This window comes from uncultured Microbulbifer sp. (assembly GCF_947489355.1).
In the GTDB taxonomy this organism is placed as follows: Bacteria; Pseudomonadota; Gammaproteobacteria; order Pseudomonadales; family Cellvibrionaceae; genus Microbulbifer.
Window position 1 is genome coordinate 97,880 of record NZ_CANLDD010000007.1, and the last position, 16,492, is coordinate 114,371.

General features: G+C 56.0%; 13 protein-coding genes and 1 pseudogene. 3 read left to right on the forward strand and 11 right to left on the reverse strand.

Annotation, left to right across the window (positions count from 1 at the left end):
- Positions 1–23: 23 nt before the first annotated feature.
- From dxs to Q1A48_RS05435, 4 genes are all read right to left on the reverse strand, one after another.
- Positions 24–1,940 carry a 1-deoxy-D-xylulose-5-phosphate synthase gene (gene dxs / locus Q1A48_RS05420; RefSeq protein WP_299942212.1) on the reverse strand — a complete coding sequence of 639 codons (1,917 nt, stop codon included), beginning with the start codon at positions 1,938–1,940 and terminating at the stop codon, positions 24–26.
- Positions 1,941–2,029: 89 nt separating this feature from the next.
- A complete protein-coding gene (locus Q1A48_RS05425; RefSeq protein ID WP_299942214.1) occupies positions 2,030–2,944 on the reverse strand; it encodes a farnesyl diphosphate synthase in 915 nt (304 codons plus the stop codon).
- Complete coding sequence (locus Q1A48_RS05430; protein ID WP_299942216.1) at positions 2,937–3,188, reverse strand: exodeoxyribonuclease VII small subunit; 252 nt, start codon at positions 3,186–3,188, stop codon at positions 2,937–2,939. The genes Q1A48_RS05425 and Q1A48_RS05430 overlap by 8 nt, the downstream gene beginning before the upstream one ends.
- 80 nt (positions 3,189–3,268) lie before the next feature.
- Positions 3,269–4,759 (reverse strand): PQQ-dependent sugar dehydrogenase, encoded by a 1,491-nt coding sequence (locus Q1A48_RS05435; RefSeq protein ID WP_299942218.1) that lies wholly within the window; start codon positions 4,757–4,759, stop codon positions 3,269–3,271.
- A gap of 829 nt (positions 4,760–5,588) precedes the next feature.
- Between Q1A48_RS05435 and Q1A48_RS05440 the strand changes: the two genes are divergently transcribed.
- Positions 5,589–6,158 (forward strand): HNH endonuclease, encoded by a 570-nt coding sequence (locus Q1A48_RS05440; RefSeq protein WP_299942220.1) that lies wholly within the window; start codon positions 5,589–5,591, stop codon positions 6,156–6,158.
- A 35-nt stretch (positions 6,159–6,193) separates the two neighbouring features.
- Here Q1A48_RS05440 and Q1A48_RS05445 read toward each other — a convergent pair whose 3' ends face one another.
- From Q1A48_RS05445 to Q1A48_RS05470, 6 genes are all read right to left on the reverse strand, one after another.
- A complete protein-coding gene (locus Q1A48_RS05445; protein WP_299942222.1) occupies positions 6,194–7,195 on the reverse strand; it encodes a D-alanine--D-alanine ligase in 1,002 nt (333 codons plus the stop codon).
- 4 nt (positions 7,196–7,199) lie between these two features.
- A complete protein-coding gene (mepA, locus tag Q1A48_RS05450) occupies positions 7,200–8,147 on the reverse strand; it encodes a penicillin-insensitive murein endopeptidase (protein WP_299942224.1) in 948 nt (315 codons plus the stop codon).
- Between the two features lie 76 nt (positions 8,148–8,223).
- The gene (gene hisC, locus Q1A48_RS05455; RefSeq protein WP_299942226.1) at positions 8,224–9,297 is read right to left on the reverse strand and encodes a histidinol-phosphate transaminase; all 1,074 of its coding nucleotides are present in this window, start codon (positions 9,295–9,297) and stop codon (positions 8,224–8,226) included.
- Positions 9,294–10,331 carry an FHA domain-containing protein gene (locus Q1A48_RS05460; protein ID WP_299942228.1) on the reverse strand — a complete coding sequence of 346 codons (1,038 nt, stop codon included), beginning with the start codon at positions 10,329–10,331 and terminating at the stop codon, positions 9,294–9,296. The genes hisC and Q1A48_RS05460 overlap by 4 nt, the downstream gene beginning before the upstream one ends.
- Entirely contained in the window at positions 10,322–11,620 is a 1,299-nt protein-coding gene (locus Q1A48_RS05465) for a serine protease (protein WP_299942230.1), read from the reverse strand. The genes Q1A48_RS05460 and Q1A48_RS05465 overlap by 10 nt, the downstream gene beginning before the upstream one ends.
- Before the next feature lie 107 nt (positions 11,621–11,727).
- Positions 11,728–13,509, reverse strand: a complete 1,782-nt coding sequence (locus tag Q1A48_RS05470) for an aminotransferase class I/II-fold pyridoxal phosphate-dependent enzyme (protein WP_299942232.1) — start codon at positions 13,507–13,509, stop codon at positions 11,728–11,730.
- 598 nt (positions 13,510–14,107) lie between these two features.
- Here Q1A48_RS05470 and Q1A48_RS05475 point away from each other — a divergent pair.
- The gene (locus Q1A48_RS05475) at positions 14,108–14,524 is read left to right on the forward strand and encodes a hypothetical protein (RefSeq protein WP_299942234.1); all 417 of its coding nucleotides are present in this window, start codon (positions 14,108–14,110) and stop codon (positions 14,522–14,524) included.
- A 251-nt stretch (positions 14,525–14,775) separates the two neighbouring features.
- A pseudogene (locus Q1A48_RS05480) lies at positions 14,776–15,810 on the forward strand (ISAs1 family transposase).
- Between the two features lie 307 nt (positions 15,811–16,117).
- On the opposite strand, the gene Q1A48_RS05485 reads toward Q1A48_RS05480, so the two are convergent.
- Entirely contained in the window at positions 16,118–16,357 is a 240-nt protein-coding gene (locus Q1A48_RS05485; RefSeq protein ID WP_299942236.1) for a hypothetical protein, read from the reverse strand.
- Positions 16,358–16,492 lie beyond the last annotated feature (135 nt).

The window sequence follows — 16,492 nt, forward strand, 5'->3', positions numbered from 1 at the left end:
AGAAATACCTGCGCGCAGGCTAGTCAGTTGACCGCTGCGGTGCGACTGCTGAAATCCCGCTGACTCAGGAGCTGCAGGCGCCGGCGTATCTGTTCTTCAATACCGGCGGCATTGAGGCCGATTCCGGCGAGCAGGTTGCCGTGTTTTCCGTGTTCAATCACCCGATCGGGCAGCCCCAGTTGCAATACCGGCAGGGTCCTGGCGGTGCTGTTGAGGTACTCCAGTACGGCGCTGCCGGCGCCGCCGGCCACGGTGTTTTCTTCGATGGTGACCAGGAGCTGGTGGTTCCCGGCAAGTTCATCGATCAGTGCCTGGTCCAGGGGTTTGACCCAGCGCATATCCGCCACCGTTGCTCCCAGGCGTTCCGCCGCTGCGACGGCTGGTGCCAGCAGGGCGCCGAAATTCAAGATGGCCACGCCGCTGCCCTGATGCAGCAGATGGCCTCTGCCGAGGGGCAGCGCGCGCAATTCCCCTTCTACCTGGGCGCCCGGACCAGTGCCGCGAGGATAGCGCACCGCGGCGGGGCCCTGGTGCTGGTAGGCGGTAGTCAGCAGCTGGCGACATTCGTTTTCATCGCTGGGGGCGGCAATGGCCAGATTGGGCAGGCAGCGCATAAAGGTCAGGTCAAAGCTGCCCGCGTGGGTGGGGCCGTCCTCACCCACGAGGCCGGCGCGGTCGATGGCAAAGGTGACATCCAGGTTCTGGATAGCCACATCGTGCACCAATTGGTCGTAGCCCCGCTGCAGGAAGGTAGAGTAGATGGCCACTACCGGTTTCTGTCCTTCGCAGGCGAGGCCGGCGGCGAGGGTCACGGCGTGCTGCTCAGCGATGGCGACATCGTGGAAGCGCTCGGGGAAGCGCTGGGAAAATTCCACCATGCCGGAGCCCTCGCACATGGCGGGGGTAATGCCGATCAGGCGCTCGTCGCGGGCGGCGGTATCGCACAGCCAGCGACCGAAGATATCCTGGTACTTGGGCGATTTCTTCCGGCCGGGTACGGCCACCTGGACCTTGCGCTCCGGCTCCAGCTTGTTCAGGGCGTGATAGCCCACTGGGTCCGCTTCAGCGGGCCCAAAGCCTTTGCCTTTGGTGGTGGCGATATGCAGAAGCTGGGGACCGGGCTGGCTGCGCAGGTTGCGCAGTGTGTGCACCAGGTCGTGCAGATTGTGTCCATCCAGCGGACCCACGTAGTTGAAGCCCAGTTCTTCGAACAGAGTGCCGGGCGTGATCATACCCTTGACATGCTCTTCCGTGCGCCGCGCCAGTTGCCAGGCCTTGGGAATTGCAGACAGTATCCTGCGGCTGCCTTCACGCATACTGAGGTAGGTCTTGCTGGCGAGGATCTTGGCAAAATAGGTGGCGAGCCCCCCCACATTTTTCGAGATCGACATACGGTTGTCATTGAGTACAACCAATATATCCCGGCCGGTGTGGGCGGCATGGTTGAGTGCCTCGAAGGCCATACCCGCGGTCATGGCGCCGTCGCCGATCACCGCCACCACCTTGCGCTCGTCGGGAGAGCCCAGTGCCATACCCAGGGCGGCGCCAATGGAGGTGCTGGAATGCCCAACCCCGAAGGTGTCGTAGGGGCTTTCGCTGCGTTTGGGGAAGCCGGACAGACCGCCTCGCTGGCGCATGGTGAGCATTTGTTCGCGGCGTCCGGTGAGAATCTTGTGGGGATAGGTCTGGTGGCCCACATCCCACACCAGGCGGTCTTCCGGGGTGTTGTAGATATAGTGCAGGGCAACAGTCAGCTCCACCACGCCGAGGCCGGCGCCGAAGTGCCCGCCGGTCTGGCCGACACAGTACAGCAGGTATTCACGCAGCTGGCTGGCGAGTTCGGGCAATTGGCGTTCATCAAGGGCGCGCAGCTGGGCCGGGTTGTCGATGGCATCGAGTAGCGGCGTATGCGGGCGGGTGCGTGGAATATCTTCGAGCATTAATCGGTTCAATGGCTACAGAGGGTGATAAGGGGGATTGTATGCCCGTGACGGCTATATTGCATCCTATGGGCGCAGCGGGTGCCGACTCAATGGCCGCGCTGAACGATGTAATCCGCCAGCTGTTGCAGTAAGCGGGTATCGCCGGGCAGGGGTTTGAGGGCATCCAGGGCCTGCTGGTGCAGGCCCTGCAGTTTTGCACGGGCGCCATCCACACCCAGCAGGGATACGTAGGTGGGCTTGTTGCGCAGGGCGTCTGCCCCCCGGGGCTTGCCCAAAACCGCGGTGTCTGCGGTGGTATCGAGGATGTCGTCCTGAACCTGGAAGGCCAGGCCTATGGCCTGGGCAAACAGGGTCACAGCCTCCAGCTGTTCCTCATCGGCGCCGCCAAGCAGTGCGCCCATGCGGGCGCTGGCGCAGATCAGGGCACCGGTCTTCAGGCGGTGCATGGGCTCCAGTTGCTCCAGGCTGAGGGCCTTGTCGACCGACGCCAGATCAATGGCCTGGCCCGCAACCATGCCCCGGCCACCGGATGCGGCGGCCAGCTCCTGCAGCAATCGCATTTTCAGTGCGGGCGCCAGGGTGTCCGCCAGCAGCAGTTCAAATGCCTGGGTCTGCAGGGCGTCGCCGGCGAGGATCGCGGTGGCTTCACCAAAGGCAATATGGCAGGTGGGGCGGCCCCGGCGCAGATCGTCATCGTCCATGGCCGGAAGATCGTCGTGGATCAGGGAGTAGGCGTGGATGCATTCCAGAGCTGCGGCCGTTGCATCGCAGCGGGCGGGATTGAATGCCTCCGTGCAAAAAACCTGTGCACAGGCGTAGACCAGCGCCGGGCGCAGGCGCTTGCCGGGTCCCAGCGCTGCGTATTGCATGGCCTCAAACAGGGGTTCTGCCCCCGCCGTGGGGCGGGAGAGTGCGTCTCGAATGCGGGTTTCAACCCGGGGGGCGGAACGCTGCAGCAATGCCTTCAGCGTTGCCGGCGGGGCAGCGGTGGTGCTAGGCATCTTTCGCGGCGTCGTCGGTGTCGAAAGGCAGCTCTTTAATGCCGCCACTCTCCTCCATCAGCAGTTTGACTTTCTGCTCCGCGCTCGCCAGTTTGCGCTGGCACTCGCGGGTGAGTTTCACACCCCGTTCGAAGTCGGACAGGGCTTCCTCCAGGGGAAGGTCCCCAGCCTCCAGGCGCTCCACCAGTTGTTCCAGTGCCTCCAGGCTCTCTTCAAAAGTTGCCGATTGTTTCTTTGCCGCCATAGCATCGCCTCGTCATTGCGGGGCAACCTTAGCCGTTGGCGCAGCAGGGGTCAATGCGGGGCGAGGCCGGGTGTCGGCACTTATTGGGTGGGCGCCTGCGGGGAGACCTCCCGAGACATCAGGTAATGTGCCAGGGCCCGTTTCTGGGCGCTGTCAAAATTGTAATTGGGCATCGGCGGGGTGGGTGCGTCGAAGTAATCCGCCAGGGTCTGCAAAGTATATTTACTGCGCAGGTTTTTTAAGGGTAACTGCTGCTGATGGCAGAGGCCGCAGCCATTGCTTTGGTACAGCTCGGCCCCGCTGCGGGCCGCAACGGCATCAACAGCGGGTGGAGTGTCCTGCGCCTTGAGCGGTGCCTCCTCCGGGGAGGCGGTGCGAAAACCGGGCGCACCACTGCTGGATAGACGATAGACAGCGCCTGCGTAATCGTCGGAGATATAAATGTTGCCATTGGTGTCCTCGGCGATCGCTACCGGCCGGCCGAACACCGCCTTGCGATCCTCGCTGAGAAAACCCCAGAGAAAATCCCGGTGCTCGATTTTACCACTTTGATTCCAGTGCAGAGAGACCACTTTGTAGCCGTCTTTGACACTGCGATTCCAGGAGCCGTGCAGGGCCACCAGAGCGGCATTGCGATAATCCGCGGGCTGTTTGGGGCTGCGCAGGAACTGCATCCCCAGTGGGGCGTTATGGGCCGCAAACGTGTGTACCGGAGGCACCGAGGTGGCAATCTTTTCCTCTATGGCGGGGGCCGCGTCAACGCCGAAATCCGGATCTGGCACCCGATCGCCATAGGCGTAGGGCCAGCCGTAAAACCCCCCCTGCCGGATTCGGTTGAGTTCATCGGGCGGCAGGTTGTCACCGAGCCAGTCGCGACCATTGTCTGTGGCGTAGAGACCGCCATCTCTCGGGGACCAGTCGAAGCCGACACTGTTGCGCAGGCCGGTGGCGAAGATTTCCAGGTCGCTGCCATCGGGGCGCAAGCGCATAATGGTGGCGCGACGGGGGTCTTTTTCAATACACACATTACAACTGGAGCCACTGCTTAAATACAGCCAGCCATCGGGACCCATATCGATGGTTTTGGTCCAGTGGCCGTCATCTTCCAGTCCTTCGACAATTCTCTGGTAACTGCCGGCGAGACGGGCATCCGAGTGATCAAAGGGGACGCGCCCCACCGCATCACTCTCGGCAATATACAGCCAGCCCTCATGGAGGAGCAGGCCGTGGGGGCGGTGCAGGTCATCAATAAGGACACGCTGGCCGTCTGCACGGCCATCGCCGTTGCGGTCGGCAAACAGGAGCGAAACCTGGCCGCTCCTGGGTTGAGAAACGAGCACGTCTCCGGAGCGGGTGATCGCCAGCCAGCGGGCATTGGGTACCTTGCCGGCAAACAGCTGGAGGGTATATCCCTGTGCCGGGGACAGGTTGTCGGTGACCTTCTGCTGTGTTGTCTTTGCGCCGCCAATGATCTGACGCCAGGGCACACTGATACCCGAAGCAACGGCAGCCAGGGTGGTTGAAACTATCGCGCTGAGGATAAGCAAAAATATTAGCGTATATTTCAACATTTTATTCCCGAATTGGATTGAACTTGAAATAGAGACAGTTATAGTGGCCGCGTTCTTTTCTTGAGCCCCGTTTTACCACAGTGCGCACTTCAAATCTCTCTTAATGTGAAGGGTATCTCTCACAATGTGAGATATTTCTTACATAAAATTCAGCAGATTACCCCTACTTTTTTCTCACTTGATGTCCATAATTAACGGGCAGGGATGCATAAGGGACTGCACTTTTGCGGCAAGGGATAAATGGAATGCGCCGCTGGCCCTAAGGATATGGGCTCCATCCTGTGAGACGCACCGCCCAGGCCGGATTGCCTGGGCGGTGTTTTAATCCCTTTAACAAAATTGCCTCTATTCTTTTTTTGTATTGAACAGTCATTATGCCAATGGATTTGGCAGCGATGTATTTGCAATGGTCCCTCTAAAGTGGTTGCCTCTTTCTGCAGGTGACGAAGCGTCTATCTGGAATTTGTAATCTTAATCCGCTTTAATGGGGAGAGGCTGGCCAATTTTGCTCCGGCCCGGCGGAGGGTGGCGCATTCAGTAATCCATTGGCAGAGGTATCGGTTTCCCCCCAGGCTGCATTGCGATGCCGGATAGCTGCCGTTTTGCCGGTCGTAACTCCAACGGGCCAATCCAGTGTCTCCACAGGATTTTTCTTTTTGTGGGCGCAAACAGTATTTGCTTGTGCCAAATCCCGCTGCCCCCTTTTCCTTCCGATTTCTCCAAATTGCCATTGCAGGGTCTGGTGCTGTTTAAAAATAGTCACTTTGGTGTCTGGGATGAGTGGATTGCCCGACCGATTTTTTCTTTTGGATTGTGGGGAGGCAGCGCTGTGCAAGCGAGAATTTTACGCCTGAATCTGGCCGGGCAACCGCTCGAGTGGCTCTCTTGGCAGGAGGCGGCCTGCCTGTATGTGCGGGAACTGGTGACCTGGTCCTTAGGCGGTGTGGTGCTGCGGGTTCGGGGCGGGTTTAACCGCAGCGGCGAGCGCTCCGGCCTGGACCTGGCGGCAATTATTGCCTGCGGGGGGACGCGTATGGCACGCCCGCGCAGCCGCCCACCCCTGACAAACCGGGCGCTGTTTTTTCGCGATGTACATACCTGCCTATATTGTGGTATTTCGTTCAAATCCGATGAGCTGACCCGTGATCACGTGATTCCAATTTCAAAAGGGGGCATCGATTCCTGGGAGAATGTGGTGACTGCCTGTAGGCGTTGCAACCAACATAAAGGCCATCACCTGCTTGAAGATATTACTATGGAGCTACTGGCGCTGCCGTTTTGTCCTAATGCGGCGGAATATCTGGCGTTGATTAACAGTGAGCGGATCCGCGGTGATCAGATGGAATTCCTGCGCGGCCAATTTTCCCGGCGTAGGCAGCAGGATTGGCTACTGCATTGAAGCCCGAAAGGAAAAAGGGCGCTGAGTGACAGGCGTTAGCGCATCTGGGAAACGGCAGCGTGAATCAGGCTGGTGAGATACCGGGTAAAATTGTGGCCGTGATTTTCCAGCATTTTTGGGAACATGGAATTTGGAGTCATGCCGGGAAAGGTATTGACCTCATTGAGGTAAAGTTCGCCGGCTTCTGTCAGGAAAAAATCAATTCTGGATAAATCCTTGAGCTTCAGTGCCTTAAAGGTGCGTATGGAGACGTCCTGGATCCAGTTCAGTTGCGTATCGGTCAGCCCCTGCGCCTCGACAAAGGTGGTGGCGCGGCTGCTTTCGGTATACTTCTCCCGGTAGGTATAAAAGGTATCTGCCGGTGCGCGCACTTCACCGGGGCGGGTGGCAATCAGTTCGTGATTATAAGTATAAACCGCCACCTCAAGCTCGCGCGCTTTCAGTGCCCGTTCCACCAGTACGTAGGGGGACAGACTGAATGCTTCCTCTACAGCCACTTTCAATGCCTCTGGGGAAGTGACCTTGTAACAGCCGACGGAAGACCCCTGATTGGAAGCTTTGACAAAAACTGCTCCCCAGGTCTCCAGCGCGGCGTTGGCTCTATCCAGCTCGGAAGGTTCAAAACTGTACAGGAACAGGTAGGGCGTGTTGCGTATTCCCAGGGCGCTCAGCCATAGTTTCGTATTGATTTTATTGAAGCAGATTTTGCTCGCTTCCGGGGCTGAACCGAAATAGGGGATGTCGAACATATCCAGCTGTGACTGCAGGTCGCCGGTCTCTCCGGGGTAACCGTGAATGGCCGGAATCACATAGTCCACATTCCAGGCGTTGCCTGCCTCGTCGCGAACTTTGCGGTCGTAAAAGATATGGTAAACCCGGCCCTCTCTATCCGTGAGGCAACCGTTGGTATCCATCTCCACTTGCATCAGGGCGATATCCCCGGCACTGGCCAGTTGCTCTTCGATAAAGGCTGCAGTGCGCAGGGAGACGGGATGTTCGCTGCCGCCACCGCCGCAAATGAGTAAGGTGTTGATCATACCGTTAGTCCGTTGTGGCATTCGTTGAGGGTGCGAGCAAAACCTGTCGGCACTGTTGTGGCATTGTTTTTGGTTGGGGCTTGGTCGGTTTGGCCTTTGTGCCATTCAGTATTGCGTAGAACTCGTCGCTGAACCACCAATCCAGGTCATTGCCGCAAGGCTCGGTGCGCACTGGTGCCTGGGGTTTACAGGTGCTGTCGTTGCGGGGACAGGTGAGACGAACATGAAAGTGGTAGTTGTGTCCCCACCAGGGGCGCACCTTGCGCAGCCACTCGCGGTTTGAACCGGTAATTTCACACAGGTGACGCTTGATGGTGGGGTGCACAAATATACGCTCGACGCGCTTGTCTTGTGCCGCCAGACGCAGGATTTGGGGGACCCGTTCATCCCAATTCTCCTCGATCAGGCGATGCCTGCGCGCATCCGCGAGAGGGATGGCAGAGATATTGTCGCGCTCCCATCTGGTCAGCGGGCGCTTTGCTGCGCGTAGATCCTGGGAGTACCAGATATCCACGTCCAGCCCCGTTTGGTGGCTGCTGTGTCCGCCACTGCCAAAGGGGCCACCTCGGGCCATGGACATATCGCCAATCTGTATGCGGCCAAGCTGGTTCTGCGCGACACTTTGGGAGAGATCTTGCAGAAAGGCGATGGTGTCCGGGTGTGCAAAGCGGCGCCCGCGGCCGGTGCGCACCAACTGGTAGCCCTCGCCACGCAGGGGGAGGGATTTACCACCGGCGAGACAGCCATTGGTGTAGGTGCCGATACTGGCGGCGTCCTGGGCGCTGGGTCTCTTTGCCGCTTCCCAGGCATTGGCCAGGACCCGATCCGGGCTGAGGGCGCTCACCGTGAGGGCGGTAAAAACCAGATAATAAAATAGCCGTTTAAGAGGCCCGGTTTTGGGGTGGCGGATGTGGATGTTGTCTGGTCTGGGGGGCTCGAAAAAAAGCTGCATGGGTCCCGGATTACCAATAAGTCACAAAGTCGGGCCGCAGCGGACACGGCCCCAAAGAGTATAGATAGACAGCGCACTAGCTCTGTGATGCAAGGATCTCTTTGCAGTTCCCTATCAGTTGATCCATCTCCTCATTGGTGCCGATGGAGATACGCAGGTATTCCCTGATACGGGGCTGATCGAAATAGCGCACGAGGATATCCCGCTTGCGCAGGGCCAGGTACAGTGCCTCGGCACCAGGCGCGGGGGGCTTGGCCAGGATAAAGTTTGCGCAGGAGGGGATAAGCGCAAAACCCAGTGCTTGCAGGGCCTGCTCGCTGCGCTGGCGGGTGGCGATAACCTTGCCACAGTTGTCATCGTGCCAGGCCCTGTCGCGAATAGCGGCGGTCGCCACCTGCTGGGCAATGGCATCAATGGGGTAGGGGTTAAAGGAATTCTTGGCCCGCAGCAGCCCCTGGATCAATGGCTCCTGCCCCATAGCGAATCCCAGCCGCAACCCCGCCAGGGCATAGGACTTCGATAGTGTGTGGATCACCAGCAGGTTCGGGTAGCGGTTGATCAGTGATATCGCGCTCTCTCCGCCAAAATCAATATAGGCTTCGTCGATGATGACGACGTGATGGGGTTGTAGCTGCAGCAGCGCTGCAATTTTTTCCAGCGAAAGGTAACACCCGGTGGGGGCATTGGGGTTGGGAATAATCACGCCCCCGGCCCTACTGGCAAAGTCCCGGACCTCTATCGTAAAGTCTTCCCTGAGGGGGACAGCGCGGTGGATTATACCGTAGAGCTGGCAGTAAACCGGGTAAAAATTGTAGGTGATATCGGGAAAAAGCAGGGGTTCCGGGCGGCGGAAGAAGCTGTAAAAACTCAGTGCCAGTACCTCGTCGGAACCATTGCCGACAAACACCTGTGCAGGTTTTAGCCCATAGCGATCGGCGATGGCACTGCGCAACTGGCGGGACTCCGGATCGGGATAGCGGCGCAGGGCATTGGCAAAGTCCCCCTTGGCAAGTAACGCCAGCGCCCGGGGCGATGGCGGATAGGGGTTTTCGTTGGTATTGAGCTTGATACAGGTTTCGCTGTCGGGTTGCTCGCCGGGCGTGTAGGGTTCCAGTTGTCCCAAATCAGGGCTCCAAAACACCCCACTCATGGCTCTACCTCTGTATTGATGCCTTTGTCGCCGCTGGAGGCGCTGGCTTTTGTGTCTGACTCGTCTTTTTCTATGGGAATATCGAACAGTGCCGGTGAGCCGGCAATAAACGCCTGCATGGGCACGGGTGTGCGCAGCAGCATATTATCGTATTTCAGTTCGGTGGAAATCTCTGGTGCCTCACTGAAGTCATTGAGGTTGCTGATACTCTCCACCAGGTTGAGCCCCAGAAAACCGATTGGCAGTACCAGTGCGACGGACCAGCGCCAGCCGCGGCCGAGGTTGGTCGCCAGGTAACAAGCGCACCAGAGCATCGACGGCAGTATGATGGCCAATACCGCGAAGTCGAGGGTCTCCATCCAACGGCCAATGGCGAAATTGTAATTCAGCACGCCGCTGAACCACTCCCAAACCGTATAGCTCAGAGCGCCGATCGCGGCGATGGACAGGTGTGCAAAGAAGTGGGTTTCGTGGCGCACCACCTTTCCCACAAAGGCCCAGGCGCCAGCGTACAGCACCAGCCCGATAACGACGCTCGCGAGGACATTAATGGCGATCGTCCACTCGTAGGTGCGCGCATAGCCCAGATAGCTGAGCAGCAGTGTGGAAAGGGCGACCCCAAAGGCTAGCAAGGCGGCTGTAGTGGGGCGGGACAGGCTTGAAAAGAGGCTTTCCAGCGAATGCAGGGGGGTCGCTTCCGCTACGACGTCGTTACAATAAAACAGTCGCAGGCGGGATTTGCCGCACTGCACCAGATCCCCGGAGGCGATCTGATGTGTCGAGATTGTGCAGGGCTTGATGGACCTGTTGTTGAGGTTACCCAGAAGCTGGCTGCCGTTGGTACTGTTCAGGTCCTGTAGGTAGTAGTGATCGTCGTCCCCCAGGCGGATTTCCGCGTGGCGGGCATCGGTATGAATATCCTCCAGGATGACATCGTTGCTGTAAGCGCGCCCCAGGGTAAACCGATCTCCGTCCATACGGTAGCGCGCCTGTACCCGATGGGCGCGGTTCAGTTCTTCAATAATCAGAGCCATTGGATCTCGCTTGTAAACTTTTCAAAAAAGGCGTCGGCGGATTCCCGGGTGAAACCGGACAGGGTGAAGTGGCTGACCAATGCGCGATTTTTCTGATCCACGCTGAGACTCAGGAAGAAAATATCGTACAGGTCGGGGAAATCCTTATAGCGTCTTACGCAGTAGCTGGTGCGTGTGGTCAGCGGTTTACGACCGCGCTCCGGCTTTGACACACGGTCATTGCCATTGCGCGGCTGGGAGGTGAATGCCTGGCGGCAGCGGAAGTTGGTCACATCCTCTTCCCCGGCGCTGTTGCCGGGGTAAAAGGTGCTCATCTGCTGCTCATATTCCGCGTAGAAGCGTGCCGGCAGCAGGTTTTCCGCCTCCAGCCAGAAAAATTCATATTCGACCCTGCCGGTATTAAAGTCGTCGGAGAGAAAGATCACGTCGTGCCCAGTACAGCCTTTGTCGATGCGCTTGATGGGACTGTCATCGCTCTCCTGGCTGTTGCCCCAGCATTTGATTGCCGGCACGATTTCCCCAACCACCTTGGCCTCTCCCAGGGCGCGGCGCTTCCAATCCGCCTGCAATATGGAATGGATGATGCGTTTCTGGTTCTCCTGCAATTGCTGGTAGGTCACCGCTTTGAGGTCCAGTTGGCCCTCTCGCTGATGGAAGTGCTTCAGCAGCGTGGAGAGCTTGTCGACCGGCACCAGAAAACTGACCTGGTTGCCGGCCGTTGCCACATTGATACCCACCACCTGGCCTGCGGTATTCATGGCAGGTCCGCCACTCATACCGGGATTGATGGAGCCGGCAAAGTGGATGCGGTCGTAAAAACTGCCGCCGGCGATACCGTTATAGGTACCGGGAATGAGCGTCATGCCCAGGTCCAGCGGATTGCCGAGAGACACGATGGTTTCGCCTTTTTTTGGTGCTTTCTCGGCCAGTTGCAGGTATTCCTTGCCGGGCTTGTCCTGACGCAGCAGGGCGAGGTCGTTCACCACATCAATATCCAGCAACGTCAGCACACCCTTGGTGCCATCGGTGGAGAGGTATTCCAGGGTGTATTTGTCGGGATCACTGACAGCCTGTGCGACCACGTGATAGTTGGTGGCAACCAGGCCATCGGCAGAGATCTGGAATCCGGAGCCAAGGCCGGCTTTGGAGTTGGAGGATTTTTCGATCAGGCGAATCTGGTAGAGGCTGCCGCGATAATCGCTGTAGAGCTGTTCATAGCCTTGCGCGACTGCCAGTGCAGACAGACTGCACAGTATCAAGGCCAAAAGGGATACGGAAGAATTCGGCATTTTGTTTGATTAAATTATGGACAGAAACAAGGATGGTACGGGATATAAGGTAGTGCAACAAGCGCGCGCCGCCGTTTGCAAGGCGGCGGTGTGCGCTGAAACTCCCACTATAGGTAGTCGGCAATTTTCGGTTGTGCCTGCACCACTCTCCGGTGTGACTCCAGATAGAAGCGGGTGAAGAGTGCGTCGGCTTCCTCCGGCGCGATAAAGCCCGCGCTGAACCCTGGAGATACCGGGTCCAGATGCAGCCGCGCGCAACTGATCACATGGGCTGCAAGCTGGGCCATATTTTCATCTCCCACGGAAATCCGGATGGTGGTGGGGAATATACCCGCCGCCTCCATGGCTTCGGGGGAAAGTTCCGAGTGAGAGGTCAGGGCGGGGCAGAGCACCATGGTATTGGTCTGGCCCAGGCTCACCATCTGCCCGAAAGCGGGCTCCAGGGCATCGAAGAAACTTTTGAATGCCGCTGTGGGTAGCTCCGCTGCTTCCATATCGATACTGAACAGCGGTGTCGGCAGTTGGTAGCGCATCAGTTGCTCACGCATTTTGGCGTTGGGATGGCTTTCAACCGCGTGGCTGTTTACACGAATTTTTGCGTGGCTGGCAAAGAAGTGGCTGAGGCTTTGGGTGTTGATGCATTTGGTGAGCATGCGCATTTCCAGGGTGCGCATACCACAGTGTACCTCCCAGGCTTTGTCCGCATCCAGGAAGGCGCCTTTGATGTAATACACGTCCCAGAACATGCACTGGTCCCAGTTGAGCCCTTTGGCACTGTCCCCCTTGGGGATAAACATACGGTGGTTTTCACCGATCACAACGCCCGCAGTGGCGGCACCGGTCCCGCCGATATCCTTGGTGTAGGAGTGCACGACAAAATCCGGGCGCTCCGCGCGGTTTTCACGGCGCAGTGGCTGATACAGAAAGGGTGTGGCCAGGGTGGCATCCAGGCTCACCAGGATATCCTCCTGATGCGCCGCCTGACAGATGCCCGGAACATCCAGCATGATACCGTGGGGATTACAGGGGGATTCGATATAGACATGAATCCTGGCCCCCTTGTTTAATTTTTCAGCGTAGTTGCGCTGGGTTTCTTGTAGCAGCGCGCCGAAGTCCTTGCCACTGGTGCCATCAAACCAGACCAATTGAACCGCAAACTTGTCTTCGCGCGCATAAAAATCCTGCAGCAACTGGTGCACACCGCCGTAGACGTTTCTGGAGACGATGAGGATATCTCCGCGTCGCAACTGGTTCGAAAGCAGTGCATCGATCGCCGCCATACCGGAATTGAAATTCCAGGCCATATATGCGTTCGCCTCCGGGCCGCACTCCAAGTCCACAATGGCATTGGCCAGGGAGATTGACGTGGGGTTGAGGAGACGGGAGTAGATATCGTGGCTGGGCTCGCGGCCGCGGAAAGCGTCATCCACCCACTCGGTGCAGGCATAAATATAGGTGGCGGTGCGGGCAATCACCGGCGTTGCAGAAAAGATCGCCGGGATATTATCGAAAAGAGGATAGCCGCCGCGGGTGGTGATATTGAAGTCGTCCCCCTGCAGGCTCTGGAAACTCGCGCGCAGCGGGTTTTGCAGGGTATCCAGCAGCTTTGCCAATTGAAAGCTCATAAAGCGCTTGGCATTGAAATAGGCGATCCTGTCGGACCGATCCAGGCGCTTCAGGGTATCCGTGATCTGGCTCCATAACTGGCCCAGATTACCCTGCGTCCGGTACAGTAGCGCTGCGGTTTGCTCCAGTATCCGGCCATGTTCCGACTCTACATCAATACAGAAGTGCTGCAATTGCTCCCTCGCCAGTGCCTCGATACTGCTGGCCTCCGTACTATTGCGCAGAGGAGAGAGAATTTTTACATCTTCAAGCTTAGCTTCCATCGTATCCTCATTGGTTGAAGCTTATTGTTATACCTCGACTCTAACAGTCTATAGCGGCGGTTAGAACACCTGGTATGTAATTTTGTGTCATTGGGTGTGATAGACCTGTAATGGGGCCATTTGCATAGTGAACGCCGATTGAGGGCCTAGGCTAGCCCGGCCGTATCGTCAGAGTGTGGACAGTCTCAGTGTTAGGAAAAGGTTTGATTGCTGTTGCCGTGCGCTCGCGAGCCGTGCGGACAGTGGATTCAGCGCAAGCTGAACGATCAGGCTGGACCCGCCAGATACAGAATCTTGATCGGGGTAATGGATGGGCTTGATTCGGGCAAGATGCCACATTTTGCTCTTGATAGTGTTGTTGTAACCGTCGATGGCTGGGGTCATCCTTCCGGGCCGGCAGTATCACTACTGCCGGCTTTTTTTAATTCGAATAGATTAAAATAGCCACGTCACAGACGTATTTTACCGGATAGTACGTGTCCAGGTAGCGACACCAGATAACAAATTTTAACAAAAGGGGTACACAAAGGGCGCTTGTGCCGACTTACCCGTACTGGAGTGCGAAGTACCAAAAGAGGATCTGAAGCTGGATTTGGTCTTGAGGCCCAGAGAGCCTGTAGACGGAGAACTTCAATACTGGCCGCTGTTTAATGCCGCCAACCCGGAGGAGCACTTTGGCAATATGCGCTTTAAAATCTGCAAAGGCGGTGTGGTTACCCTGAAAATTACCCTGGATTTGTCTGAAGTGCCGTGCCGCGAACTGGAGTTTGCTCGCTGCTCTCACCATAAACTGGATGGGATTATCGCCTTGAGCCCGGACTTTCGCCATCAGTTCCGTGCCCGTGCCAAGGCAGTGGATGGGGAGTACACGAAATTGGTGATTAAAATCAGGGATAAAAAGCATATCCCCAATAACTTCTCCTTCCTGTGGATGTATGTGGATCCGGAAACGGGAATGCATTTTGTTTTCGGGGATCCTCACGTTGTCGTTGATCCACATCCAATTGAACTGTAAGTTCAAAGAGAATACTTGGTGCTCCAGCCAACAGCCAACAGCCAACAGCCAACAGCCAACAGCCAACAGCCAACGCTATGTGAATACGTATGCATCTGGTTGTTATCGTCGATAGCCCATTCTGCTGTCGATCCCTCGGGTCGCCGGTCATGGCAAACGCACCCACAGGCCGCCTGCTTTCTAACGTTGAAATATTCTCAGGACAACTAATCCAATAAGATGCTCGTTGACCCTTTAGAAACGAGTACCTTATGTCCCTTGAAGAAACCTTTTTTGTCCACTTTGAAAATCTGGAAGACCCAAGGCAGCAGAATCATCACCTCAAACACAGCCTAATCGACATTGTTGCTCTATCTATTTTAGGGACCATATGCGGCGCCAACACTGTGGTTGAAGTTTGTGAGTTTGCCGAAGCCAATCTGGAATGGTTACAAAGCTTTTTGGATCTAAAAAATGGTATGCCATCCCATGACATCTTCGAAAGAGTATTTGCAAAAATAAATCTTACTTTCTTTGAGGAATGCTTTAGAAGCTGGATTAATTCTTTAGGCTTATCTCAAGATGGACCTTTAAAAAAGGTCATTGCGATTGATGGTAAAACGAGCCGTGGTTCAGGTTGCCAAACAAAGAAAATCAAGCCGATTCATACCGTTGCTGCGTGGGCCTCTTCCCATAAGATCATGCTAGGTCAAGTCAAAACAGAAGAAAAATCCAATGAAATTACAGCTGTTCCTAAATTATTAGAAAAAATTGATATTGAGGGCAGTATCGTCACATTGGATGCCATGGGCTGTCAGACCAAGTTCCAACAACAAATTATCAATCAGCAATCTGACTGTACAGTCAATTTCAAAGGCAGCCAAGGTGGCTTGGAAAAATAAATCAAGGCGCTCTTTGCTCACGGGGACAGTATCCAATATAAAAAGATCTACAACCGGCATAAGATAGAAAAAGTACGCGGTCGCAGTCGAATGGAGACACGAAAATATAGTTTGATTAGGCTTAGGGACTGCCCTGAATTTGAGCATCGGTGGCCAGGCTTGAGAAGCATTGGGCGGCTCATTGTCAAACGCACGGAGAATCATAAAACAACGGAGTCGGTCAGATATTTCATCACAAGTTTAGCCTATGACGATATCGATAATTTCATGTACTCGGCTCGCAAGCATTTGGATATTGAAATTAATTTACACTGGTCCCTGGATGTGGCTTTTAGGGAGGATGCGAGCAGAATGAGAGTGGGTTTTCGGCAGAGAATATCGGGCTCATTCGACGTATTGCGTTAAATTTATTGAAATAGGAGGCTACCCATAAACGAGGTATTGAGAGCCGAAGAAAACGCGCAGGGTGGGATCGTGATTATTTATGGAAAGTGCTGACTGCCGATCAAGCGATTAAACGATTAAGCGATCATAAAATAGGCTAATTGAATGCGTTTTCCATGGGTCGCCGGTCTCCGGCGCCCATTCCACTGGACTGAAATCACACGTCTGCAAACATTGTTATTTTTAGCGTCAAAGCATACTTTGTGGGGAGATATTTTTCTGGCTTACTATGGACGAAGTCACCATACTCACTCTGCTATAGGTGGGCTTACTTGCCGCGGTAGTGTTCATAATGCGGTGTCATTTCTTGACCATTAAAAAGGTATGACTTATGATCAAGCTTGCCTTCGTCATGGATACTGTCATCAAGGTGTTGCGTGAAGCCAATGACCTCAGCAGCAAATGTTAAGGTGGCATCCTCACCCCACGGATCAGGCAATCCTTCTAAACAGTTATAGAAATCTGTACTGGAGAGGTGCCTTGCCTGAGAGGATAAATCCAATCGCAAGCATGAGTTGCGTCCAAAGCATTTTGCAAATGCCGCTGACAGCTACGAACTGCAGATACGAGGGTGTTCAAAACTCTGTGTCAGCCAAGTAGCCTCATAGGCTGATATATTTCTCCAGGCGATCCGGGAAGTGGA